The organism is Nonomuraea sp. CA-141351, assembly GCF_050944675.1.
Classification (GTDB): Bacteria; Actinomycetota; Actinomycetes; order Streptosporangiales; family Streptosporangiaceae; genus Nonomuraea.
Window position 1 is genome coordinate 4,051,759 of sequence record NZ_CP191982.1, and the last position, 23,921, is coordinate 4,075,679.

Consider the following 23,921-nt stretch of genomic DNA (forward strand, 5'->3'; position numbering starts at 1 on the left):
GACGAGGGCCCAGCGAAGCGCACAAATGGCGCAAGACCGATTACCTGATCAGCTATTGCTACATCCTCGCGTGCCTGCGGATACTTGGGCGAAGGGGGGATGGAATGCCGGTGGGTTCTGCTGTCAGGGATCGTTGTAGAACGTTGCTCGGCGACCAAGGGGAGATCCACTACGTCTTCCCCGCGGTGTCCGCGGGAACGACGGGGACAGGGAATTTCCTGATCGTGGTCACGGGCTCGGCCATATCGGTGGTGGCCACCAGGACGCTCAGGAGTGATCGGCCGGTCGCGGTGCTCGCGGCATTCCCGCGAAACACTCGGCTCGGCCCTATCAAGCCTGGACCGATCATCGAGCTAGACTCGATGACGTTCGAGTTCGATGAGGAGTACGCCGCCGTGGTGGCGGCCGCCGACGCGGAGATCTTCGCGCCGGAGACCCTGCCACCCGACCCCCTGCCTGAGCTGTGACGGGAGCCAGATAGTGGACGGTTTCGCGCCCCAGCGCCGGGTAGGGCTAGACTTCGGCGAGGCTCAGGCGTGCCCATGCGCCCTGGGCCTTACATTCGTCAGCAGCCGCTGCATGAGGAGCCACTGAGTTGTCACGTCGCCTGTTCACTTCCGAGTCGGTCACTGAGGGCCACCCGGACAAGATCGCTGACCAGATCAGTGACGCGATTCTCGACGCCATGCTCAAGGACGACCCCAGGAGCCGGGTCGCGGTCGAGACGCTGATCACTACCGGCCAGGTCCATGTCGCAGGCGAGGTCACGACTGAGACCTACGTCGACATCCCGGCCCTCATCCGCGAGAAGATCCTGGAGATCGGCTACGACGCGTCGCACAAGGGCTTCGACGGCGCCTCCTGTGGCGTGTCGGTGTCCATCGGCGCGCAGTCGCCCGACATCGCCCAGGGCGTGGACAGCGCCTACGAGCACCGGGTCGACGGCGACGGCGACGAGCTCGACCGCCAGGGCGCGGGCGACCAGGGGCTCATGTTCGGCTACGCCTGCCGCGAGACCCCGGAGCTGATGCCGCTTCCGATCATCCTGGCCCACCGGCTGGCGCAGCGGCTGTCGGAGGTGCGCAAGACGGGTGTGGTGCCGTACCTCCGCCCTGACGGCAAGACCCAGGTGACGATCGAGTACGACGGCGACACGCCGGTCCGGCTGGACACCGTGGTCGTCTCCACGCAGCACGCGGCGGAGATCGACCTCAAGGAGATGCTCACGCCGGACATCAAGGAGCACGTGGTCGATCCGGTGCTGGCGAGCCTCGACCTCGACACCGAGGGCTACCGCCTGCTGGTCAACCCGACCGGCCGCTTCGAGATCGGCGGCCCCATGGGCGACGCCGGCCTCACCGGTCGCAAGATCATCATCGACACCTACGGCGGCATGGCCCGCCACGGCGGCGGCGCCTTCTCCGGCAAGGACCCGTCCAAGGTGGACCGGTCGGCCGCCTACGCCATGCGCTGGGTCGCCAAGAACATCGTCGCCGCCGGCCTCGCCGACCGGTGCGAGGTTCAGGTCGCGTACGCGATCGGCAAGGCGCAGCCGGTGGGTCTGTTCCTGGAGTGCTTCGGCACCGAGAAGCTGCCGGTGGAGAAGATCCAGGACGCCGTGCTCCAGGTGTTCGACCTGCGCCCGGCGGCGATCATCCGCGACCTGGACCTGCTGCGCCCGATCTACTCGGAGACCGCCGCCTACGGGCACTTCGGCCGCGAGGGCTTCTCCTGGGAGTCCACGGACCGCGCCGAGGCCCTGCGGACCGCCGTCGGCCTCTGACCCCACCGCTCACCGGTCGTTCCCGCCACCGCCCGCCGGCCGTCCCGCCACCGGGCGGTCGGCGAGATGCGCCATGGTGGCGTCGGGTGACGATCCGCCTTCCGTGCGATGGCGGGCCCTCGCCGGCCAGGCGTGGTGGGCGACGTGGCCTGCGCTTTCGTGGCCGCCGTGCGCATCCGGCGGGCAGCCGTCGCAGGGCCCGGCACCGTTCGGGGCATCCGGCTGAGCACACGCAACTCATGCTCGGTTCTTGGCAACGGTCTGGTAGACGTTATGCGTGACCGACTCCGACGACGCCCTTCTGCCGCTCGAAGCCGTGCGGCCCCCAGCGTCGTCGAAGGACACAAAGGGTGCCACCGTACCCGCTCCTGACCGGCCCGTGGCGAGGGTTGTGGTGGACAGCCCGCTCCCGCACCTCGACCGCCCCTTCGACTACCTGGTGCCCGGCTCCATGCATGAGACGGCCGAGCCGGGAGTGCGCGTGCGGGTGCGGTTCGCGGGGAAGCTGGTCGACGGGTTCCTGCTGGAACGCGCCGATGAGAGCGAGCACGACGGAAAGCTCATGCCGCTCGAACGCGTGGTCTCGCCGGAGCGCGTGCTCACGCCCGAGATCGCCGGGCTGGCCAGGGTCGTCGCCGACCGGTACGCGGGCACCCTGACCGATGTGCTCCGCCTGGCCGTCCCGCCCCGCCACGCCAAGGCCGAGTCGGAAGAGCCGCCCAAGCAGGACCATCCGGCCGCGGAGCCGGCGCCCACGGGCGACAGCGTCTGGGACGCGTACCCCACCGGCCCCTCCTTCCTCGACGCGCTGCGCAACGGACGCGCGCCCCGGGCCGTGTGGTCGGCCCTGCCCGGCGCCAGGGGATGGGCGGGGGCGATGGCCGAGGCGGTGCGGGCTGCGCTGGACGGCGGCAAGGGCGCGGTCGTCGTGGTTCCCGACGGGAAGGACGTGGCGCTGGCCGACGGCGAGTTCGAGCGGGTGCTCGGGCCGGGCAGGCACGTGGCGCTCACCGCCGACCTGGGCCCGGCCGAGCGCTACCGCCGGTGGCTGAAGGTGCTGAGAGGGCAGGTACGGGCCGTCGTCGGCACCAGGGCCGCCATGTTCGCACCCGTCGCCGATCTCGGCCTGGCGGCCATCTGGGACGACGGCGACGACCTTCACGCTGAGCGCCTGGCCCCGTACCCGCACGCCCGCGAGGTTCTCGGCCTGCGCGCCCACAGGACGGGCGCGGCGATGCTCATCGGCGGCTACGCGCGTACCGCCGAGGCCACCCAGCTCATCACCAGCCGCTGGGCCAGGCCCATCGTGGCCGCCCGTACGACGATCAGGAGCCTGGCTCCTCGGGTACGCCCCGCTGGAGAAGACGCCGAGCTGGCCAAGGACCAGGCGGCCCGCCAGGCCAGGCTCCCCAGCATCGCCTGGAGAGCCCTCCGGCAGGGCTTGGAGAGCGGACCCGTGCTGGTGCAGGTGCCCAGACGCGGCTACCTCCCAGCCCTGGCCTGCCGGCACTGCCGCGCCCCCGCCCGGTGCGTCCTGCCCCCGACCCGGATGGCCGCGTCCTTTCCGGACCCGCCCACCGCCACGGCCGGGATGGCCATACCGCTGCTGGGCTCGCCAGGCGGGGCCGCCGCGCCGGGGGGCTCCACGATGAGCGGGCGCGTCGGTGCGGCGGGCGGTCCGCCCGGCGCGGGGACCGCTGCCCCGGGCACGGACGCGATGGGCACGGGGGCAGGAGGCGCCGGTGGCGGGACGCTCGCGGGGTCGGCGGTTCATGGCTCCGACGGGCCGAGGCCTCTGTGCCACGGGCCGCTCGCCCTCAGAGGCGGTCACGCGGCCCCCTACTGCCGCTGGTGCGGCCGGGTGGACGCCGACTGGCGCTGCCCGTCCTGTGGCAGCCCCCGGCTCCGCGCCGTCGTCACCGGCGCCAGGCGTACGGCGGAGGAGCTCGGCAGGGCCTTCCCCTCCGTGCAGGTGCGCACGTCGGGCCGCGACGGCGTGCTGGCCACCGTCCCCGACAGTCGCGCGCTGGTCGTCGCCACCCCCGGCGCCGAGCCCGTGGCGCAGGGCGGGTACGCGGCCGCCGTGCTCCTCGACGGATGGGCACTCCTGGGCAGGGCCGACCTGAGGGCGTCCGAGGAGACGGTCCGCCGGTGGATGAACGCCGCCGCCCTCCTCCGTCCCGCCGCCGAACTGGTGGTACTCGGCGACGCCGCGCTGCCCGCCGTACAGGCCCTGCTGCGGTGGGACCCCGTGACTCACGCCGAGCGCGAGCTGGGCGACCGCGCCGAGCTGGGGTTCCCCCCGGCGGTGCGGATGGCGACGCTCACCGGCGCGGCGAGCGCGGTCAGGCAGATGCTCGACGAGGTACGCCTCCCGCCCGGCGCCCAGGTGCTCGGCCCCGTCCCCATGGACGAGTCCGGCCTGGAACGGGCCATGATCCGGGTCCGGCGGTCCGGCGGCGCCGCGCTGGCCGCCGCGCTCAAAGGGGCCAGTGGGGTACGTGCGGCGCGTAAGACGCCGGATGTCGTGAAGGTAAGTGTCGACCCACTCGACCTGATTTAGACCGTTTCCCCGATTCGCTCATCTGGAGACCAGCCGTTAGCGTGCCCCTGTGTCGATCGAATGGGTGAACCGGGCCATCGACGCCCTGCGCGCCTGGGGGCGCGCGCGGGAAGTCGAGGTGGACGCGGACGAGGTCCGCCTGCTCTGCGACTACGCCAGCGACTACCTCAACGTCAACGAACTGGGTGACTTCACCCCGGAGACCTTCGACGAGCTGCTGCTGTCCATCTACCCGCGCAAGGTGATCGCGCCCCCGGAGAGCGCCGCTGAGACCGTCGCCGCCGCCCGCACCCTCGTCGACTACCTCAGCGAGTCGGGCGCGGCGTCCGAGGAGACGGCGGCGCTCATGCGCGGCAGGCTCGACGACATCGCGCCGCGCATGCCCGAGGCCCTCGCCGACCAGGCGAACTTCGGCATGGCCAAGACCCTGTTCAGCGCCATCGGCCCGGAGTCGCTCGAGCAGGCGATCGTCATCCCCTCCGGCGAGGTGCCCGACCTGGGCGAGGCGCCCTGCGACTGCCCCGCGTGCACGCCGCTGCCCGCCGCCCGGCTGGCCTCGCGGGAGGACCTCCTCGCGGCCCTGGACACCGTCCCCATGCTGGCCGAGGACCCGCTGCCCGACACCGGCGAGCCGCTGGACGCCTGGGCGCAGCGGGTCGACCGGCTCCTCGAAGACGACGTGGACCAGGGGCTCTACGACCTGTTCGACATGCTCTACCGGGTCCAGGTGCGTGTCCCGGTCACTGTGATCCGCGACTACCTCGACGAGTTCGCCGACGACGGCGAGATCGACCTGGACGCCACACTCGACCACCTCGCCCGGCACGGCATGATCCATGTCGCGGGCGACACCGCCGAGCTCACTCCACTCGCCGTGTGGGGGCTGCGCCGGCACTACCTGTCGCTCGGGCTCGACGCGCCCGAGGCCCCCGACCTGGCCGAGGCCGACGCGCGCGGGCTCATCGAAGGGCTGCTCGACGGCGTGCCCGCCGAACTCGCCGAGCAGGACATCAGCCGCTGGCTGACCGGCAGGGCGCCGGGCGAGGCCGCGGCCGAGCTGCTGAGCGCGGCCTCGGGCGCGCCCGCCGTGGCCCGCGGCATCGCGATCACCATCGTCGACCGGCTGGGCGCCGAGGCCGAGCCGCAGATACGCGACTACCTCGACGACCAGGAGGTGCGCCCGCACGCCATCCACTGGCTGGCCGCCAGGGGGCTGCCCGCGCCTCAGCTCACCCAGGAGGAGCTGCTCTGGGTCAGCGTCGACATGCTCGCGCTCGCGATGCCCGCGGCCGAGGAGGACCCCGAGAACTTCGCCGAGAACATGGCCGCCTCCGGCCCGCCCGCCCATATGATCGAGGAGATGTGGCGGGTCGACCACCCCGACGTCGTCGAGGTCCTGGAGCTGCTCGGACGCTCCATCACCGACGGCACGGTCGCGAAGGCGGCACGCAAGGCGGCGTTCAAAGCCCGGTCCCGGGCCATCCGTTGAGTACGCTCATGTGACTGCTGTGCAGTAAGTTTCGTGGGTGGCAAACAACGTCTTCGACCTCTCCGAGCTGCGCAAGCTGATCGATGAGCAGGCCGCCGTGCCGCCACGGCCTCCGGAGGAGGCTCCCGTGGAGCGCGAAGCGCTGACGTTCCCGCCGGTGCTGCCGGCGCCCGACGCGGAGCTGGCGGCGGCGGTGCCCACGGTGCCGCTCGTCGCCGACGCCATCAGGCTCACCACCTGGGCGGGCACCCGCGAGGTGACCCCGGAAGGACACCTGACCGAGGCGGACGCCGCGGCCGCCGTGCGGGAGCTGGGCCTGCCCGCCTCCCGGCTGCGCCTGATCTGGATCGTCGCCGTCAACACCGGGCTGCTCCGGATCCTCGGCGGCCGCGCCTCGAGGGGGCCGCTGTCGATGCAGCTCACGGCCGAGGCCACGCTGGAGTTCTGGGACGGCGTGGTCATGGACGTGCTCGACCGCGCCGACGAGGGCCTGACCGGCTCCACCGTGGTCGACGGTCATCTGGCCGAGATGCTCGCCACGATCTACTCCGTGCGCTCCGGCGTCGCCACCGCCAACCTCGCCAGGGGCATACTCCAGTCCCACGAGGTGGCCTGTGAGCCCGGCCCCGTCGAGATGCGCAGGCTCGCCGCCGCGCTGCCCGCCGAGCTGCTGGAGGCGCTGTCGCTGCTGGCGTACTGCGGGCTCGTCGAGCAGACCGCCGCCGGCCGCACCGCGCTCACCCCGCTCGGCGTCTGGGCGATTCGCCGCGACCTGCTGCGCGAGGGCCACGACGCGCCGACGACGGCCGAGGTGGAGGTGTTCGCCGACCTGTCGGCGGCCGAGCTGGTGGAGGCGCTGGTCAAGGGCTCGGCCACGCAGAGCGCCGTGGCCGGGTGGCTGGAGCGCCGCTCGCCGGAGTCAGCGGCCGGCGACCTGATCGAGATAGCCGCGTCCGGTACGGCGGGGCAGCGTGGCGCCGTCGGGGCCATCCTCGAGGAGCTGGGCCCGGAGGCCGAGAAGCCCGTCAGGGAGGCGCTCGACCACCCCCTGATGCGCCGCTACGCCGCCTCCTGGCTGCACATCCGCGATCTCGAGGCACCCACGCTCAGCCCCGAGGACCACACCTGGATCGCGGTCGACTCCCTGGCCGCCCTCATGCACCTGTCGGGGCCCGCCGCGGGCCGGATCGACACGCCCGAGCCCGGGGAGGACCTGATCAAGCTGGTCGGCGAGATGCCCGGGGTGGGCCACCCCGACACGATCGCCGTGCTCGACATGCTCGCCGCCGCCCACGACGACGAGGCCGTGGTCAAGGCGGCGCGCAAGGCCGCGATGAAGGCGCGCTCCCTCGAGCACACTAAACTGGATTGATCCACACCTGAGAACGGAGTAACCCCCTTGGCGATCCAGTCGATCCGGCTGTTCGGAGACCCGGTGCTGCGCACCCCGGCGGCCCCGGTCGTCGACTTCGACAAGGAGCTCCGCAAGCTGGTCAAAGACCTGACGGACACGATGATGGACGCCCCTGGCGCGGGCCTGGCGGCGCCGCAGATCGGCGTCGGGCTGCGGGTGTTCACCTACTATGTGGACGAGCAGCTCGGCCATTTGATCAACCCTGACCTCGACCTGTCCTCGGAGATGGACGAGGAGGGCGAGGAGGGCTGCCTGTCCTTCCCCGGCCTGTCCTACCCGACGCCTCGGGCCGTCCGCGCGGTCGCCAAGGGCTTCGACATGCACGGCGAGCCCGTCACGCTGGAGGGCACCGACCTGATGGCGCGCTGCTTCCAGCACGAGACCGACCACCTCGACGGCATCCTGTTCATCGATCGCATGGACCCCAAGCAGCGCAAGCTGGCCATGAAGGCCGTGCGCGAGGCCGAGTGGAGCGGCCTGGCCGCCCCCGTGATCAAGGTCTCGCCGCACGCCACCGGCGGAAGGGCGCTCTGAGAGCATGCGTCTGGTCTTCGCGGGCACACCCGAGACGGCGCTGCCGTCGTTGCGGACCCTGATCGACTCGCCGCGCCACGAGGTCGTGGCGGTCGTCACCCGTCCCGACGCGCAGTCGGGACGGGGCCGCAAGGTCCACCCCTCGCCGGTGGCCGAGCTCGCGGAGGAGGCGGGCATCGAGGTGCTCCGCCCGCTCAAGGCCGGCGACCCCGAGTTCCTCGACCGGTTGCGCGCCCTGGAGCCCGACTGCTGCCCGGTGGTCGCGTACGGGGCGCTGCTCCCGCAGTCTGCGCTCGACATCCCCCGGCACGGGTGGATCAACCTGCACTTCTCGATCCTGCCCGCCTGGCGCGGGGCCGCGCCGGTACAGCACTCGATCCTGCACGGCGACGAGATCGGCGGGGCGACGACGTTCCAGATCGTCAAAGAGCTGGACGCCGGGCCCGTCTACGGTGTGGTGACCGAGGAGATCCACACCAGCGACACGAGCGGGGCGCTGCTGGAGCGGCTGTCGGTCTCGGGAGCGGGGCTGCTCGCCGCCACCATCGACGGCGTAGAGGACGGCACCCTGGAGGCCCGGCCGCAGCCCGCCGAAGGGGTGACGATCGCGCCCAAGATCACCGTCTCCGACGCCCGCGTCGATTGGACCAAGCCCGCCCTGCACGTCGACCGGCTGATCCGGGCCTGCACACCCGCTCCCGGGGCGTGGACCGAATTCCGCGGGCAGCGGGTGAAGCTGGGGGCGGCGCGGGTGGTTCCCGGCGAGCGGATTCCTGCCGGCGAGATCGCCGCCACGAAGACGTACGTGCTGGTCGGGACCGCGACCGATGCGGTCGAACTGGGTGAGGTGCAGCCGCAGGGCAAGCGGGTGATGGGGGCCGTGGAGTGGGCTCGCGGGGTTCGCCCAGAGGGTAAAGAGATCTTCAAGTGACCCGGCGTGTCGATCATGACGCGCTCGGTAACATCGACGCCATGACTACAACCAGTAACGAAGCACAGGCGCTCATCGCGCGAATGGACAACCTCCGCGAGGACCAGGATGTCGCATTTGCGACGCTCTGTGACGCGCGTGACAATCTTCGCGACATCAACAGCTGGACCCGCCGGATGGACCGGTCGATGCTCAAGGCGGAGGGAAAGGCCGCGCGGATCGAGCAGAAGACCGACAAGGCCCTCGGCCTAGCCATGCAAGCGGGGGAGAAGCTGGACGTCCTTGACGGCCGGGTGGCCGTGCTAGAGGCCGACGTCAAGGAGCTGAAGACGGATGTCAAGGAGCTGAAGACGGACGTTGCAGTCCTCAAGACGGATGTCGCGGGGCTGAAGACGGATGTCGGGGAGCTGAAGACGGATGTCGCGGGGCTGAAGACGGATGTCGGGGAGCTGAAGACGGATGTCGCGGGGCTGAAGACGGATGTCGCGGGGCTGAAGACGGACGTCGCAGGGCTCAAGACGGACGTCGGGGAGCTGAAGACGGACGTCGCAGGGCTCAAGACGGACGTCGGGGGGCTCAAGGGCGACATGATCGACGTCAAGGCGCTGCTCGGCGAGGTGCTCGACAGGCTGCCTGCCAAGGCGTAAGGGAAAGTTTGAGGGGATGAGGACGAGGGGGGACCAAGGGGCCGGAGGCAGGGGCGGCGGGAGCCGTACGCGGAAGCCACCGAGACCGGCACGCGACCAGGCACGCAACGCGGCCTTCGACGTCGTGCGCGCGGTCGACGAGCGCGATGCGTACGCCAACCTGCTCATGCCACGGCTCCTTCGCGAGCGCGGCATCAAGGGACGGGATGCCGCGCTGGCAACCGAGCTCGCGTACGGGACGCTGCGCGGGCTCGGCACCTATGACGCCATCATCGAGATGTGCAGTGACCGTGCGCCCGATCCCGACGTGCGCGACGCCCTGCGGCTGGGCGCCCACCAGCTCCTGCGCATGCGGGTCCCGCCGCACGCGGCAGTGGGCACCACCGTCGATCTCGTACGCCTGCGCATTGGCGCCGGGGCGGCCAAGTTCGTCAACGCGGTGCTGCGGAAGATCGGCTCCAGGACGATCGAAGAATGGATCCCCATCGTCGCGCCCGACCCGGCCGACGACCCGGTGGGCCATCTCGCCATCGCCTACGGCCATCCCCGCTGGATCGTCTCCGCCTTCCGCGACGCGCTGGGCCGTCCCGACGAGATGGCCGAGCTGCTCGACGCCGACAACGCCCGTCCCCTGGTGACGCTCGTGGCGCGGCCCGGGCGGAGCTCCGCCGAGGAGCTCGAAGCCTTCGGCGCCGCCCCCGCCCGCTACTCGCCGTACGCCGCCTACCTGCGCGAAGGCGATCCCGGGCAGATCGAGGCTGTGGCGGAGACGCGTGCCGCCGTCCAGGACGAGGCCAGCCAGCTGGTGGCCCTGGCCCTGACCCGGGTCCCTCTCGAGGGGGACGAGGACGAGCTGTGGCTCGACATGTGCGCGGGGCCCGGCGGCAAGGCGGGCCTCCTCGACGCCATCGCCACCCATGGTGATCTCGAGGGTCTGAGCAAGGAGGGCGGAGAGCGCACCCACACACCCGCCCCCGCCGGCGCGCCTGCGGCGCACGGCGGTCCCGGTCCCGTGGCGTTTCCTGGGGGAGCGCGGCTGGTGGCGGCTGACGTGCAGCAGCACCGGGCCAGGCTGGTCTGGCAGACGACCAGGGACGCGGCGGTGGTGACGGCCGACGGCACCGAGCCGGCGTGGCGGCCCGGGGTGTTCGACCGGGTGATGCTCGACGCGCCCTGCACCGGGCTGGGGGCGTTGCGGCGGCGGCCGGAGGCCCGATGGCGGCGGGATCCGGCCGGGATCGCCGAGCTGGGCAAGTTGCAGCGGCGGCTGCTCGACACCGCGCTGGACGCCGTGCGTCCCGGTGGCGTCGTCGCGTACGTCACCTGCTCCCCGCACCTGGCCGAGACCCGGGTCGTGGTCTCGGACGTCATGGCGCGCAGGCACGACGTCGAGCAGCTCGACGCCCGCGACTACCTGCCCGAGGTCGAGGATTTGGGCGACGGCCCGCACGCCCAGTTCTGGCCGCACCGGCACGGCACCGACGCCATGTTCCTGGTGTTGCTGCGTAAGCGTCCCCGCACGTGAGGCGCATGCTGAGCGGCGCTTGGCACGATGAGGGCCGGGCCACGGCGTGGGCGGTCTGCGCATGGCAGGGCCCATAGCAGGCCTAGATCGCTGATGTGAAATTTTGGTGATCGGCCGCGGGCGTGACGAAGGGCGTCCATTGTCGGTGTGTGAAGACTGACTCAGACGCCCTTCTGACCGCACTCTATGTGCATCTGGACGATCACGTGATGCCTTCGCGGGGACGGCCTCGCGGACGGGGCCGGCCGCCGGTGCTGACCCCGGCCGAGGCGGTGGTCGTGGCAGTGGCGCAGGTGCTGCTGCGGTGTGATGACGAACGCCGCTGGATGCGGATGGCGGCCAGCCGGATCGGGCACCTGTTCCCCAGGCTGCCGTCCCAGTCGCAGTACAACCGGCAACTGCGTGATCTGGGGCCGGCCATGTCGGCGGCGGCGTTGTGGCTGGCCCGCCAGGTCCCGACCTGGCACGAGCCTTTGCGGCTGATGGACGGCACCCCGATCCGCTGCGGCGCCTCGCGAGTGACGGTCAACAGATCACACCTGGGTGAGATCGCCGGATACGGCATGGACAAGTCCCACCACGCCTTCTACTGGGGCGCCAAGCTGATGCTGATCACTACCGCTGATGGCGCGGTGACCGGCTTCAGCCTGGCCCACCCCAAAGAGCTCGATGAACGCAAGCAGGCCCTGCACCTGCTGCACGTCCACCAGATAGCCGACGGGCCATGCCCGATCGTGTGCGACAAGGGATTCGCCGGAGCCGGCATCGAGAAGGCCGCCGCCGATCTGGGTCATCTCCTGATCCGGCCGACCCGCGAAGACGAGCCTGCACGCGCCCTGCCCTTTCCCGGCTGGCTGCGCCAGCGCATCGAGGCGATCATCTGGACACTGAAGAACCAGCTCGGCCTCGAACGCCACAACGCCCGCCACCCCGACGGCCTCTGGGCCCGTATCAGCCAGCGCATCCTCGCCCTCAACGCCGCAATCTGGCACAACTGGAACACCGACGCACCCGTGAAACGGTCCCTGACCGCCTACGACCACTAACCCAAATTCACATCAGCGATCTAGCCCGAGCAGCTGGGCGGCAATCGGCTGGCGGCAGGCGGCACGCGTCGGGTCCATGGACGCCGGCCACATCCCGCTCGGGCATCGGGCGCGGTGCGGTCGGGGTGGAGGTCGTACCGGCGTTCTCCTCGATCGCGTCTGTGGAAGCGACCCGGACGGCCGCTGGTATGTCTCCCTCGCCGTCGACACTCAAGGCGGCGACGGCGAGGAGGTCGACAGCGATGAGGTCGACGGCGAGGAGGTCGACGGCGAGCGGTTCGAGCCGGCCGAGCACGCGGTCGACGTCGACCTGGGCGTGAAGGACTTCGCCGTGACCAGTGACGTGGATCGGGTTGCCGGCCCTCGCCTTCTGGAGCGCAAGGCCAGCTACGAGCGCAGGATGCCCCCCAAACAGCGCGGGAGCGACAACCGGGTCAAGGCCGCCCGCGCCCACCGCAAGGTGCGCGAGGCCCGGCGGGACTTCCTGCACCGGGCCGGCACTCACCCCAGCGGGCGAGCGCTGGAATCCCCGGCGCTTCTACAGCGCGGGTAGTCAATAGACTTGGTGAATCATGGCCGTACAGATCTCTCCCAGCATCCTCGCCGCCGACTTCGCCAGGCTCGCCGACGAGGCCGCCGCCGTGCCCAACGCCGACTGGCTGCACGTCGACGTCATGGACTACCACTTCGTGCCCAACCTCACCATCGGGCTGCCCGTGGTCGAGGCGCTGCGTAAGGTGACCTCGACACCGCTCGACTGCCATCTCATGATCGACGACCCCGACCGCTGGGCGCCGCAGTACGCGGAGGCCGGGGCCGGCAGCGTGACCATCCATGCCGAGGCGGCCAAGGGGCCCATCAGGACCCTGCGCGAGATCCGCGCGCTCGGCGCCAGGGCCGGCCTGGCGCTCAACCCGGCCACGCCCGTCGAGCCGTACGAAGACCTGCTGGGCGAGGTCGACATGCTCCTGCTGATGACTGTGGAGCCGGGGTTCGGCGGGCAGAAGTTCCTCGACGGGGTGCTGCCCAAGGTGCGGCGGGCACGAGAGATGATCGAGCGGCACGGCGGACGGGTTTGGCTGCAGGTGGACGGCGGAGTCGACGCCGGCACGATCGAGCGCTGCGCGGAAGCGGGCGCCGACGTGTTCGTGGCGGGCAGCGCCGTCTACGGGGCCTCCGATCCCGCCTCCGCCATCGATGCCCTCCGCGCCGCCGCCACCTTCAAGAACGCATAAACCGGCCGGCGCCCGGGTAACCATTCACTTATGGGCGACCATGGGATCTTCGGGCCCCGCTCAGTGACGTGGCGGGTGATGGGCGAGCCGATCCTGCTGGTGGGCGGCATCCGGGCGCTGCTGATGCAGGGTCTGCATCCGAGGGCGATGCGCGGTGTGCTGCAGAACTCCACGCTCATGGATCCGCAAGAGGCCTGGTCGCGGTTCGTACGGACCACGGAGTTCGTACGCGTTCGTACGTACGGGTCGAACGCCGAGGTCGAACGGGCGGGACGGCGCGTCCGCAAGATCCACGCCAAGCTGACAGCCTACGACCCCGACACCGGCACCACCTTCCACCTCGACGACCCCGACGCGCTGCGCTGGGTGCACGTCGGCGAGGTCGACTCCTACCTGTCGGTCGCCCGCCGGGCCGGGGTGCGGCTGTCGGACGCCGAGGCTGACGGGTTCGTCGCGGAGTGGCGGCGGGCCGCCGAGGTCGTGGGGTTGAAGGCCGAGGACGTTCCCGCGTCGGTGGCCGAGCTGCACGACTACATCGAGGGCGCGCGGCCGGGGCTGCGGTTCGTGCCCGAGGCGGCCCATCCGCTCCGCCTGTCGCTGAACGCCCCGCTCCCTCCCAAGCTGATGCCGCTCAAACCCGCGCTGCCCGCGCTGACGCTGCTCGCGTTCGCCACGCTGCCGCGCTGGGCGAGGCGCCTGTACGGGCTGCCCGCCACGCCGGTCGGCGACCTGTGGGCCACGGCCACGCTGCGTACGTTGCACACCGGGATCGGGCTGGTCCCCGGGGACGTCCTTTACAGTCCCGCCGCCCGCCGCGCACGCCGGCTCATGGCCGCCTGAAACCTAGCGCTTGGTCTAGGGGGTAGGGGTGGTCGCGCTCGGCATTTCGGACATGGCACACTGGTAGCGAAAGAGAGCTAGCGTGCTCCGGGGTCGGTGAAATTCCGAACCGGCGGTAAAAGTCCGCGACCCGGCCGATGCCATCGGCCGGTTGACCCGGTGAAATTCCGGGACCGACGGTTAAAGTCCGGATGGGAGGAAGCGCGCGAGGTGTCCGGCATCCCAGCCGGACGCTTGCCGTGGTGCATATGCGCATCCCGGCAGAAAAATCCCCCGGGGCCCGCCGTGGCTTGCAGCTACTGGCGAGTAGGAGACCCGGGTGGAGAATCCCCCGCAGGACGCCGCGCACATGGCGCGCGCCGTGGAGCTGGCAGCGCGCGGACACGGCACCACCAGCCCCAACCCCGTCGTGGGCTGCGTCGTGCTCAACGCTTTCGGCCAGGTCGTGGGCGAGGGGTTCCACGCGTACGCGGGCGGGCCGCATGCCGAGGTCGTGGCGCTGGCGCAGGCGGGGGAGCGGGCACGCGGCGGCACCGCGTACGTGACGCTCGAGCCCTGCGACCACACCGGACGGACGGGACCGTGCAGCTGGGCGCTGCTCTCGGCCGGGATCGCGCGGGTGGTGATCGCGGTGGCCGACCCCAACCCGAAGGCCGCCGGCGGGGCGGCGCGGCTGCGGGCGCACGGGGTTTCCGTGACGACCGGGGTGCTGACCGCAGAGGCCTCGCTGGTCAACGAGGAGTGGCTGACGTACGCGCGGCTCGGGCGGCCCCATGTGACGTGGAAGTTCGCGGCGACGCTGGACGGGCGTTCGGCGGCCGCGGACGGGACGAGCCAGTGGATCACCTCGCCGGAGGCCAGGGCCGACGTGCACCGGCTGCGGGCCGCCTCGGACGCGATCGTCGCCGGCATCGGCACCGTCCTCGCCGACGACCCCCACCTCACCGCCCGCCCCGCACCCACCGCCGGCGCCGGCTCGGCCGCTCCTCCTGTGGTGGCGCGTCCCGTGGAAGGCGCCGGCGGTGGCGCGGGGCGCGGGACGGAAAGTGGCCGAGAGGCAGGCGTCGGTGACGGCGCGGGAGGTGGCCGAGGCGCCGGCTTCGGTCCGGTCGCTTCCGCTGCGGCGGCGCGTTCCGTCGGAGGTGCCGGCGGCGCGGAGCTCCGCCGGGATGGCGGCGTCGGCGGAGGGGCGGACGGGCGTCGGTATGAGGGCGCGGGGCGCGGTACGGGAGACGGCGTCGGCGGCGGGGTGGAGGGGCGTCGGGACGAGGGCGCGGGGCGCGGTACGGAAGGCGGAGGGGCGGACGGGCGTCGGGACGAGGGCGCTGGGGGCGCGACCGGAGGCGGCGGAGGGGGCGGCTTCGGCGGTGGTGCCGGAGGCCAGGGCGTGGGTGCCGGGCCCGGGGGAGGGCGGAAGGCGGGCAGGCGAGCGCCGTTGCGGGTCGTGGTGGACACGAGCGCCAGGACGCCCCAGTCCGCCAGGGTGCTCGACGACAGCGCGCCCACGCTCGTCGCCATCGCCGAGGACGCCGACACCGAGCTCAAGGCCGATCTCCTCCGCCTGCCCCGCCGCGACCGCGGCCTCGACCTGGACGCCCTCCTGAGAGAGCTGGCGGCCCGGGAGGTCGTGAGCGTGTTCCTGGAAGGCGGCCCCACGCTGGCCGGTGAGTTCCTCAGGCGGGGCCTGGTCGATCGCGTGGTCGCGTACATCGCCCCCGCGTTGCTCGGCTCCGGGCGGGCCGCGCTGGGTGCGGCCGGGGTGGGCACGATCGGCGAGATCCACCGCCTGACATTTGACGAAATTTCCCCTATCGGGCCGGATCTACGGCTGATCGCCCGGCCCGCTTCCCAACCAGGCAGGGAGTAGTGATGTTCACCGGAATCATCGAGGAAAAGGGCGAAGTGGTCGCCGTCGAACAGGCAGGCGGCGGGGCCGTGCTGTCGGTGCGCGGCCCGGTCGTCACCTCCGACGCCAAGCACGGCGACTCGATCGCGGTCAACGGCGTGTGCCTCACGGTCGTGGAGGCCAAGGACGACGTTTTCACCGTGGACGTGATGAGGGAGTCCCTCGACCGCAGCTCCCTCGGCAGTCTCATCGAGGGCTCCCCGGTGAACCTGGAGCGCGCCGTACGAGCCGACCAGCGCCTCGGCGGCCACATCGTGCAGGGCCACGTGGACGGCACCGCCGTGCTGCTGTCCCGCGAGCCCGGCGAGCGATGGGACGACGTGCGGTTCTCCCTCCCCGAGGCGCTCGGCCGGTACGTGGCGGAGAAGGGCTCGATCGCCATCGACGGAATCAGCCTGACGGTGACGACGGTTGACGACGAAAGCTTCGGTGTGAGCCTCATCCCCACGACGCTCAAGCTCACCACCCTGGGCGACCGTCAGGTCGGCGACGTGGTGAACATCGAGGTCGACGTGATCGCGAAATATGTGGAAAGGCTGGTGGTCAGGCAGTGAACTGGGCGAACGCCGGATTTGAGGTATTCGGCACTCACGTGCTCTGGACCGACCTGATCGGCAACATCGCCGCCCTGTCGACGGTCCTGCTCGCCATGCGCAAGTCAATGTGGACCTGGCCGGTGCAGTTCGCCGGATCTGTGCTGCTGTTCATCGCCTCGATCAACGCGCACATCACCGGCAACGCGCTCAAGCAGGCCCTGTTCGCCGGCCTGGCGATCTACGGCTGGTGGGCGTGGCGGCGCGGTACGCAGGACGGAAAGCAACTCGCCGTCCGCCCGGCCCAGTGGTGGGAGCGGTCGCTGCTGATCGGCGTCATGCTGCTGGGCACGGCCCTCGTTGGGCTGCTGTTCTTCGTCACCGGCCTGTCGTGGGGCGCGCACGTGCCGCTGCCCAAGGGTGCCTTCCTGGTGGCCGCCGACGCCTACATCTTCGTGGGCAGCGCGATGGCCACCTGGGCGCAGGGCAGGGCGCTGGTGGACTTCTGGATCGTGTGGGTGGCCGTCGACCTGGTGGGCGTGCCGCTGGCGTTCAGCTCGGGGCTGGTGGTCTCCGGCTGGGTGTACGGGATCTTCTTCGCCCTGGTCGTCATCGGGTTCGTGAAGTGGCTGCGCGAATACCGGGCGGCCGAGCTCAGCGTGGCGGTGGCGCAATGACCGACATCAAGCTGGACCCGATCGAGCGGGCCATCGAGGACATCCGCGACGGCAAACCCGTCGTGGTGGTGGACGACGAGAGCAGGGAGAACGAGGGCGACCTGATCTTCGCCGCGGCCAAGGCCACGCCCGACGTGTGCGCGTTCACGATCAGGCACACGAGCGGGATGATCTGCGTGGCCATGGAGGGCAAGGAGCTCGACCGGCTCGGGCTGCCGCTCATGGTCGTGCACAACAAGGAGCGCATGCGTACGGCGTACACGATCACCGTGGACGCCCGCGACGGCGTCACCACGGGCATCTCGGCGGCCGACCGGGCCAAGACCATCCGCACGCTCGCCGACTCCGCGACCGAGCCCAACGAGCTGGTGCGCCCCGGTCACATCTTCCCGCTGCGTTACCGCGAGGGCGGCGTGCTGGCCAGGCGCGGCCACACCGAGGCGGCCGTCGACCTGGCCAGGCTGGCAGGGCTGTCGGCCGCGGGCGCGCTGGCCGAGGTGGTCAACGACGACGGCACCATGGCCAGGCTCCCCGAGCTGCGGCGTTTCTGCGACGAGCACGACCTGGCCCTGGTCTCCATCGAGCAGCTCGTCGACTACCGGCGCCGGGCCGAGAGCATGGTGACGAGGGTGGCCGAGACGCGGCTGCCGAACGTCTACGGCATGTGGCGGGCGTACGGCTATGCCAGCGCGCTCGACGGCGGCGAGCACGTCGCCCTCGTCTTCGGCGACCTGGAGGATGGCGAGAACATCCTGGTCAGGGCCCACTCCGAGTGCCTGACCGGCGACGTGTTCGGCTCCCTGCGCTGCGACTGCGGGGTGCAGCTGGGCCACGCCATGTCGGCCATCGCGGAGGAGGGCCGGGGGGTGGTCGTCTACCTGCGCGGGCACGAGGGCAGGGGCATCGGCCTGCTGGCCAAGCTCAAGGCGTACAGCCTGCAGGACAACGGCAGCGACACCGTCGACGCCAACGTCGAGCTGGGGCTGCCGGTGGACGCGCGGGAGTTCTCCAACGCGGGGCAGATCCTCGCCGACCTCGGCGTCAAGTCGGTGCGGCTGCTCACCAACAACCCGGCCAAGCTCAAGGGCATGGACGGGTACGGCATCAAGGTACTCGGCCGCGAGCCCCTGCCCGTGGCCATGAACCCGCACAACGAGCGATACCTCAAGGCCAAGCGCGAGCGCCTCGGCCATCAGATCTCGGAGGCTTCATGAGCGAGCGTAGCGAGCGATCAAATAGACACAGCCGGATTCCGCTCATGCGGCCTACGAAGGAGGCCGCATGAGCGGAGAAGGACGGCCGGGCGCCGCGGCGCCCGACGCCTCGGGGCTGACCGTGGGGGTGGTGGCGGCCAGCTGGCACGCCAAGATCACCGACCAGCTCGTGGCGCGGGCCGTGCAGGCCTGCGACGACAGCGGCGCCACGGCCACCGTGGTGCGGGTGCCGGGGTCGCTGGAGATCCCGGTGGTCGCCCAGGCGCTGGCCCGCCGCTGCGACGCGGTGGTGGCACTGGGCGCGGTCATCAAGGGCGAGACCGCCCATTTCGACTACGTCTGCGACTCGGTGACCGCGGGCCTGACCCGGATCTCGCTGGATGAGGAGACGCCGGTCGGCAACGGCGTCCTCACCTGCGAGACCCTGGACCAGGCCCTCGACCGCTCCGGGCTGCCGGGGAGCAAGGAGGACAAGGGGTACGAGTCGGCCATCGCCGCGCTCGAGACCGCCCTCCTGCTAAGGGACCTCCACTAGGCTGAGATAGGTTTCCTTCGTGCCAGAGCTCGTGCCTCCACCGGTCCTGCCCGTAACCTGGCGGCCCCGCCGGCCGCGGATCGTCGCGTACGGCTTCGCCTCCCTGGTCGTGCTGGGATCGGTGATCATGGCGATCTTCATCGCCGAGCCGTTCAAACTGCCCGACCGGATCGGGATCGTGCTGTTCGGCTGCGCGGTGGCGTTCGTGCTGCACCTGCTGGGGCGGGTGCGGGTGGAGGCGGACGACGAGGGCGTCACGATCGTCAACGCCGTCCGCAGCCACCGCTACACATGGCCGGAGATCCTGGAGGTCACGCTGCTCGTGGGGGACCCCTGGCCGCGGATCGACTTCTCGGACGGGCGCACCATCGGGGCGATGGGCATCCAGGGCTCGGAGAAGTCCCGCGCCCGCCGGGCCACGGCCGAACTGGAGGCCCTGATCCGGGAGCGCGGGGAGGCCAGCGAGGATTAGGCGGGGCCTGCGCAAGAACGTAGGCTGAAGTGGTGCTGCGCCGGACAATCAGGGCAATGGACATCGAGTCGCCGGAGAAGCTCATCGAGCTGCTCGACCGGCACGCCTACCTGGCCGACGAAGGGCTGGCGACGGCCGCCTTCCTGGCGTTGAGGATGGGCCGGCCGCTCTTCCTCGAAGGCGAGGCGGGGGTCGGGAAGACGGAGCTGGCCAAGACGCTCGCCACGCTGCTCGACGCGCCGCTCATCAGGCTCCAGTGCTACGAAGGGCTGGACGCGGCCCAGGCCCTGTACGACTGGGACTTCGCCCGCCAGCTCCTCCACCTCAAAGCCGCCGAGGCCGCCGGGATCACCGATGTGAGCAGGCTGGAGGGCGAGATCTACGATCGCCGGTTCCTGATCGCGCGGCCCCTGCTGAAGGCCATCGAGACGCAGCCGAGCGTGCTGCTGGTGGACGAGATCGACCGGGCCGACGACGAGTTCGAGGCGTTCCTGCTCGAGGTGCTCTCCGACTTCACGATCTCGATTCCCGAGCTGGGCACGGTCAGGGCCACGACGCCGCCCGTGGTCGTGGTGACCTCCAACAGGACGCGGGAGGTGCACGACGCGCTCAAGCGGCGCTGCCTCTACCACTGGCTCGAGCACCCGAGCTTCGACCGCGAGGTCGCCATTCTGCTGCGGAGGCTGCCCGACTGCACCGAGACGCTGGCCGCGCAGGTGGCGCGGGCGGCCGAGCGGTTGCGGCAGGCGGACCTGGTCAAGCCGCCAGGCGTCGCCGAGACGCTCGACTGGACCGAGGCGCTGCTGACGCTGGGCGCCAAGGAGCTCGATCCGGGGCTGGCCGCGGCCACTCTGGGCGCGGCGCTGAAGTATCGCGAGGACGTCGCCAACGTGCTCGGCAACGGGCTGCTCTCCCATGGATGAGCTGGTCGCCACCGTGACAGGGTTCGCCAGGACGTTGCGGGCGGCAGGGGTCGGGGCCGATCACGAGCGGACGCAGAACATGCTCAGAGCGCTCGACCACCTCGACGTCGCCGACTCGGGCGAGGTCTACTGGGCCGGGCGGCTCACGCTTTGCGCCGCTCCCGACGACCTGCCCAGATACGACCGGTGCTTCGCCGCGTACTTCGGCGGCCAGAAGGCGGTCGTCACCCGTACGAGCACGACCAGCGTCACCAGGCACCTGGCGGCCGAGCTGGAGGGGGAGAGCGGCGACGACGGGACCGCCGCGCCCGCGACGGCGAGCCGGGCCGAGGTGCTGCGGCAGCGCGACGTGGCCGGGCTGACCGAGGCCGAGCGGGCCGAGGTGCACAGGATGCTGGCCATGCTGAAGACCGCGCGGGCCCGGCGGAGCTCGCGCCGCTTCGAGAGCGCGCACCGGGGCGTGCTCGACCCGCGCCGCACCATCCGCGACGCGCTCAGGAAGGGCGACGTCGCCAGGCTCCGGCACAAGAGGCACACGACCCGCCCGCGCACGGTCGTCCTGTTCGTGGACGTCAGCGGCTCGATGGCCCCGTACGCCGAGACCCTGCTGCGCTTCGCCCACGCGCTGGTCAGGAGCGAGCCGAGGGCCACCAGGGTCTACTCGGTCGGCACCAGGCTCACCCCGATCACCGCCGAGCTGCGCCACCGCGACCCCGGCACCGCGCTGAACGAGGTCTCCAAGGCCATCCCCGACTGGAGCGGCGGGACCCGGCTGGGGGACGAACTCCGGGAATACCTGTCCCGTTACAGCGCGAGAGGGGCGATCGCCGTGATCGCCTCGGACGGGTGGGAACGCGGCGATCCGGAGCTCCTCGGCACGCAGATGGCCAGGCTGTCCAGGCAGGCGCACCGGGTGATCTGGGTCAACCCGCACAAGGGGTACGAGGACTACCAGCCCCTCACCGGTGGCATGCGGGCCGCTCTGCCGTACCTTGACGACCTGGTGGCCGGGCACAGCCTGGCCGCCTTCGAGCAACTCAGTGAAAGGCTGGCCCATGCGTGACGTGCTGCCGGACATCGTCAGGTGGTGGAGGTCGGGGCTGAGGTTCGGGCTGGCGACGGTGGTGAGCACGTTCAGCAGCGCGCCCAGGCCGCCGGGCGCGGCCATGGCGGTGCGGGGCGACGAGGTGGTCGGCAGCGTGTCCGGCGGGTGCGTCGAGGGCGCCGTGTTCGAGCTGGCCGCCGAGATCGACCAGCCCATCCTGCAGCGGTACGGCGTGAGCGACGACGACGCGTTCGCCGTCGGGCTCACCTGCGGCGGCATCATCGACATCCTCGTCGAACCCATCTCGATCGAGACGTTCCCCGAACTGGGGGAGATCTCGGCCTCCGTGGAGGCGCACGAGCCGGTCGCCGTGGCCACCATCATCTCCGGCCCAGGCCAGGTCGGCGCCCGCCGGGTCATCTGGCCGGACCGCTCCTCCGGCACCCTCGGCCTCGAGCGCCTCGACGAGGCCGTGGACGACGACACGCGCGGCATGCTCGCCCAGGGCCTGACCGGCGTCAGGCGCTACGGCGGCCAGGGCGAGCGGCGGCTGGACGACCTGTCGGTGTTCGTCCAGTCGTTCGCGCCGCCGCCGCGCATGCTGGTCTTCGGGGCCATCGACTTCGCGGCCGCCGTGGCCAAGGTGGGCAAGTTCCTCGGTTACCACGTCACGGTCTGCGACGCCCGCCCGATCTTCGCCACTTCCAAGCGCTTCCCCGACGCCGACGAGGTGGTGGTCAAGTGGCCCCACGACTACCTGGCGTCGGTGCAGGTGGACGAGCGCACGGTGATCTGCGTGCTCACCCACGACCCCAAGTTCGACGTGCCGCTGCTGGAGGTGGCCCTGCGGACGGAGGCCGGGTACGTGGGCGCGATGGGCTCGCGCCGTACCCACGACGACCGGCTCGCCCGGTTGCGTGAGTCCGGGCTCACCGACGACGAGCTGGCCAGGCTGCGCTCGCCGATCGGGCTCGATCTCGGCGCGCGCACCCCCGAGGAGACCGCCGTGTCGATCGCGGCCGAGCTGATCCAGCTCCGCTGGGGCGGCTCCGGGCGCCCGCTGTCCAGCACGCGAGGCCGCATCCACCACGAGACCCCATGAAGGGCGCCAGGGTGGCCGGCCTGTTGCTGGCCGCGGGGCAGGGCTCCCGGCTGGGCACGCCCAAGGCACTGGTCGAGTACGCGGGTGAGCGCCTGGTCGACCGGGGTGTGCGGCTGCTGGAGGAGGGTGGCTGCCATCCCGTCGTGGTCGTGCTCGGCGCGGCCACCGTACAGGTGCGCGGCGCGGTGACCGTGCGCAACCCGGACTGGGCCTCCGGCATGGGCTCCTCCCTGCGGGTCGGGCTCGCCGCGCTGCCGGAGGAGGCCGAGTCCGTGGTGATCGCGCTGGTGGACCAGCCGCTCATCCGCCCGGGTGCGGTACGGGCGCTGATCGGCTCGGGTGCCGGGCTGGCGGTCGCCACCTATGGGGGCAAACGCAGGAACCCGGTGCTGATCGCCCGCGAGCACTTCGCCGGTGTGGCGGAGCTGGCCGTCGGGGACGTCGGGGCCAGGCCGTTCATGAAGGCCCATCCCGAGCTGGTCACCGAGGTGCCGTGCGACGAGCACGGAGACCCCGCCGACATCGACACGCCGCGCGACTTGAGGCTGCTAGAGCCGCAGTGAGGCGATGGCGGCCCGGTGGTCGCTGCCGGTCGCCGGGGCGACGCCCGCCTTGGTCGCCGTCATGCCCTTGAACAGGATGTGATCGGGCCGCGTGATCGGGAACTCCGACGGCCAGGTGAACCCGAACCCGTCGCCCGCCGCGGTCTGCGCGTCGACCAGCGGCGGGGTCAGCCCCCGCATGCCCCGGTCGGTGGTGGCGGTGTTGAGGTCACCGAGCAGCAGGATGCGCTTGCTGGGGTCGGCGTCGATGAGCTTGCGCGCTCGCGCGAGCGAGGCGTCGCGCGAGGTGGTGGCTCCCGGCCGGGCCGAGGCCAGGTGCATGACGTAGACGGTCACCTTGCCCTTGGGCGTGCTGACCACCGCGCGCAGGGCGCGCGGCCAGCCCAGGCCGACGTCGAGCGGCTTGGGCTCGCTGATCGGATAGCGGCTCCACAGGCCGACCGTGCTGACCGGGTAGTGGTACTTGAACATCTTGTTGAGCTGCTTGGCCGCCGGCCCGCCGCTGGTCAGCTCCTGGGCGGCCAGCAGGTCGAGATCCTTGGCGATCACGCGCACGGCCTCGCCGGAGGCGTTGTTGGTCACTCCCACGTTGACCGTGCCGACGGCCAGGTCGCTCGGGCCGCCGGGCGGCGTGCGCAAGAGCGTGGAGCCGAACATCACCGCCCACACCACCCCAGGCGCCAGCGCCGCGAGGGCGGCGGCCCTGGAACGTGCCACTGCCGCGGCCAGGAGCAGCAGCGGAACGGTCAGCCCGATCCAGGGCAGCAGGCTCTCCATGACGGGCGTGAACCCGCCGAGCGCCGGGATCAGCTGGTGCCCCGCCATGGCAGCGGCAACCACGGCGCTCACGAAGATGACGAGCCGGCTCAGCACCCGAACCAGGCTAGTGGCTCACTGCCCGCCGCGCCGACGCGATAGCCTGTTCGCGTCGCAACGGAATATCA

Annotated in this window: 24 protein-coding genes and 1 riboswitch; of the genes, 23 read left to right on the forward strand and 1 reads right to left on the reverse strand. The window is 71.5% G+C overall.

The features are described 5' to 3' along the window. Nucleotides 1-104 precede the first annotated feature (104 nt). The 23 genes from ACQPWU_RS19250 to ACQPWU_RS19360 all read left to right on the forward strand — a co-directional run bounded on the left by ACQPWU_RS19250 (nt 105) and on the right by ACQPWU_RS19360 (nt 22,977). Nucleotides 105-467, forward strand: coding sequence for a hypothetical protein (locus ACQPWU_RS19250; RefSeq protein WP_433441874.1), 363 nt, complete (start codon nt 105-107; stop codon nt 465-467). 128 nt (nt 468-595) lie between these two features. Next, nucleotides 596-1,783, forward strand: a complete 1,188-nt coding sequence (gene metK / locus ACQPWU_RS19255) for a methionine adenosyltransferase (RefSeq protein WP_433441876.1) — start codon at nt 596-598, stop codon at nt 1,781-1,783. A 277-nt stretch (nt 1,784-2,060) separates the two neighbouring features. Further along, nucleotides 2,061-4,346 carry a primosomal protein N' gene (locus tag ACQPWU_RS19260; RefSeq protein WP_433441878.1) on the forward strand — a complete coding sequence of 762 codons (2,286 nt, stop codon included), beginning with the start codon at nt 2,061-2,063 and terminating at the stop codon, nt 4,344-4,346. Between the two features lie 49 nt (nt 4,347-4,395). Beyond that, complete coding sequence (locus tag ACQPWU_RS19265; RefSeq protein ID WP_433441880.1) at nt 4,396-5,835, forward strand: hypothetical protein; 1,440 nt, start codon at nt 4,396-4,398, stop codon at nt 5,833-5,835. A gap of 37 nt (nt 5,836-5,872) precedes the next feature. Further along, the gene (locus ACQPWU_RS19270; RefSeq protein ID WP_433441882.1) at nt 5,873-7,207 is read left to right on the forward strand and encodes a hypothetical protein; all 1,335 of its coding nucleotides are present in this window, start codon (nt 5,873-5,875) and stop codon (nt 7,205-7,207) included. Between the two features lie 27 nt (nt 7,208-7,234). After that, a complete protein-coding gene (gene def, locus ACQPWU_RS19275) occupies nt 7,235-7,783 on the forward strand; it encodes a peptide deformylase (RefSeq protein WP_360712052.1) in 549 nt (182 codons plus the stop codon). A 4-nt stretch (nt 7,784-7,787) separates the two neighbouring features. Then, nucleotides 7,788-8,714, forward strand: a complete 927-nt coding sequence (gene fmt / locus ACQPWU_RS19280; protein ID WP_433441884.1) for a methionyl-tRNA formyltransferase — start codon at nt 7,788-7,790, stop codon at nt 8,712-8,714. Then, nucleotides 8,711-9,361 (forward strand): hypothetical protein, encoded by a 651-nt coding sequence (locus ACQPWU_RS19285; RefSeq protein WP_433441886.1) that lies wholly within the window; start codon nt 8,711-8,713, stop codon nt 9,359-9,361. The genes fmt and ACQPWU_RS19285 overlap by 4 nt, the downstream gene beginning before the upstream one ends. Nucleotides 9,362-9,377: 16 nt before the next feature. Next, on the forward strand, nt 9,378-10,886 hold the full coding sequence (locus ACQPWU_RS19290; RefSeq protein ID WP_433441888.1) for an RsmB/NOP family class I SAM-dependent RNA methyltransferase: 1,509 nt from the start codon (nt 9,378-9,380) through the stop codon (nt 10,884-10,886). Nucleotides 10,887-11,035: 149 nt separating this feature from the next. Beyond that, nucleotides 11,036-11,932: a transposase gene (locus tag ACQPWU_RS19295; protein WP_433441890.1), complete on the forward strand. Its 897-nt coding sequence runs from the start codon at nt 11,036-11,038 to the stop codon at nt 11,930-11,932. A gap of 76 nt (nt 11,933-12,008) precedes the next feature. Then, nucleotides 12,009-12,485: a hypothetical protein gene (locus ACQPWU_RS19300; RefSeq protein ID WP_433441892.1), complete on the forward strand. Its 477-nt coding sequence runs from the start codon at nt 12,009-12,011 to the stop codon at nt 12,483-12,485. 19 nt (nt 12,486-12,504) lie between these two features. Continuing rightward, nucleotides 12,505-13,167 (forward strand): ribulose-phosphate 3-epimerase, encoded by a 663-nt coding sequence (gene rpe, locus ACQPWU_RS19305; protein WP_360710981.1) that lies wholly within the window; start codon nt 12,505-12,507, stop codon nt 13,165-13,167. Nucleotides 13,168-13,197: 30 nt separating this feature from the next. Beyond that, nucleotides 13,198-14,007, forward strand: coding sequence for an oxygenase MpaB family protein (locus tag ACQPWU_RS19310; protein ID WP_433441895.1), 810 nt, complete (start codon nt 13,198-13,200; stop codon nt 14,005-14,007). A 78-nt stretch (nt 14,008-14,085) separates the two neighbouring features. Continuing rightward, nucleotides 14,086-14,216, forward strand: a riboswitch (FMN riboswitch). Nucleotides 14,217-14,326: 110 nt separating this feature from the next. Then, the gene (ribD, locus tag ACQPWU_RS19315) at nt 14,327-15,874 is read left to right on the forward strand and encodes a bifunctional diaminohydroxyphosphoribosylaminopyrimidine deaminase/5-amino-6-(5-phosphoribosylamino)uracil reductase RibD (RefSeq protein WP_433441897.1); all 1,548 of its coding nucleotides are present in this window, start codon (nt 14,327-14,329) and stop codon (nt 15,872-15,874) included. 2 nt (nt 15,875-15,876) lie between these two features. After that, nucleotides 15,877-16,467, forward strand: a complete 591-nt coding sequence (locus tag ACQPWU_RS19320) for a riboflavin synthase (RefSeq protein ID WP_433441899.1) — start codon at nt 15,877-15,879, stop codon at nt 16,465-16,467. Continuing rightward, the gene (locus tag ACQPWU_RS19325; protein ID WP_433441901.1) at nt 16,464-17,123 is read left to right on the forward strand and encodes a nicotinamide mononucleotide transporter family protein; all 660 of its coding nucleotides are present in this window, start codon (nt 16,464-16,466) and stop codon (nt 17,121-17,123) included. The genes ACQPWU_RS19320 and ACQPWU_RS19325 overlap by 4 nt, the downstream gene beginning before the upstream one ends. Further along, nucleotides 17,120-18,337, forward strand: coding sequence for a bifunctional 3,4-dihydroxy-2-butanone-4-phosphate synthase/GTP cyclohydrolase II (locus ACQPWU_RS19330; RefSeq protein WP_360714152.1), 1,218 nt, complete (start codon nt 17,120-17,122; stop codon nt 18,335-18,337). The genes ACQPWU_RS19325 and ACQPWU_RS19330 overlap by 4 nt, the downstream gene beginning before the upstream one ends. A 67-nt stretch (nt 18,338-18,404) precedes the next feature. After that, nucleotides 18,405-18,872 carry a 6,7-dimethyl-8-ribityllumazine synthase gene (gene ribH, locus ACQPWU_RS19335; RefSeq protein WP_433441903.1) on the forward strand — a complete coding sequence of 156 codons (468 nt, stop codon included), beginning with the start codon at nt 18,405-18,407 and terminating at the stop codon, nt 18,870-18,872. 19 nt (nt 18,873-18,891) lie between these two features. After that, nucleotides 18,892-19,344 (forward strand): PH domain-containing protein, encoded by a 453-nt coding sequence (locus ACQPWU_RS19340; protein WP_433441905.1) that lies wholly within the window; start codon nt 18,892-18,894, stop codon nt 19,342-19,344. A 56-nt stretch (nt 19,345-19,400) separates the two neighbouring features. After that, complete coding sequence (locus ACQPWU_RS19345; RefSeq protein WP_433441907.1) at nt 19,401-20,267, forward strand: AAA family ATPase; 867 nt, start codon at nt 19,401-19,403, stop codon at nt 20,265-20,267. Continuing rightward, nucleotides 20,260-21,330, forward strand: a complete 1,071-nt coding sequence (locus ACQPWU_RS19350; RefSeq protein WP_433441909.1) for a vWA domain-containing protein — start codon at nt 20,260-20,262, stop codon at nt 21,328-21,330. Before ACQPWU_RS19345 ends, ACQPWU_RS19350 begins: the two co-directional genes overlap by 8 nt. Further along, on the forward strand, nt 21,323-22,414 hold the full coding sequence (locus tag ACQPWU_RS19355) for an XdhC family protein (RefSeq protein WP_433441911.1): 1,092 nt from the start codon (nt 21,323-21,325) through the stop codon (nt 22,412-22,414). Before ACQPWU_RS19350 ends, ACQPWU_RS19355 begins: the two co-directional genes overlap by 8 nt. Next, nucleotides 22,411-22,977 (forward strand): nucleotidyltransferase family protein, encoded by a 567-nt coding sequence (locus tag ACQPWU_RS19360; protein ID WP_433441913.1) that lies wholly within the window; start codon nt 22,411-22,413, stop codon nt 22,975-22,977. Before ACQPWU_RS19355 ends, ACQPWU_RS19360 begins: the two co-directional genes overlap by 4 nt. Here the strand turns inward: ACQPWU_RS19360 and ACQPWU_RS19365 are convergent. Continuing rightward, nucleotides 22,963-23,850: an endonuclease/exonuclease/phosphatase family protein gene (locus ACQPWU_RS19365; RefSeq protein ID WP_433441915.1), complete on the reverse strand. Its 888-nt coding sequence runs from the start codon at nt 23,848-23,850 to the stop codon at nt 22,963-22,965. The genes ACQPWU_RS19360 and ACQPWU_RS19365 overlap by 15 nt on opposite strands. Between the last annotated feature and the right edge of the window lie 71 nt (nt 23,851-23,921).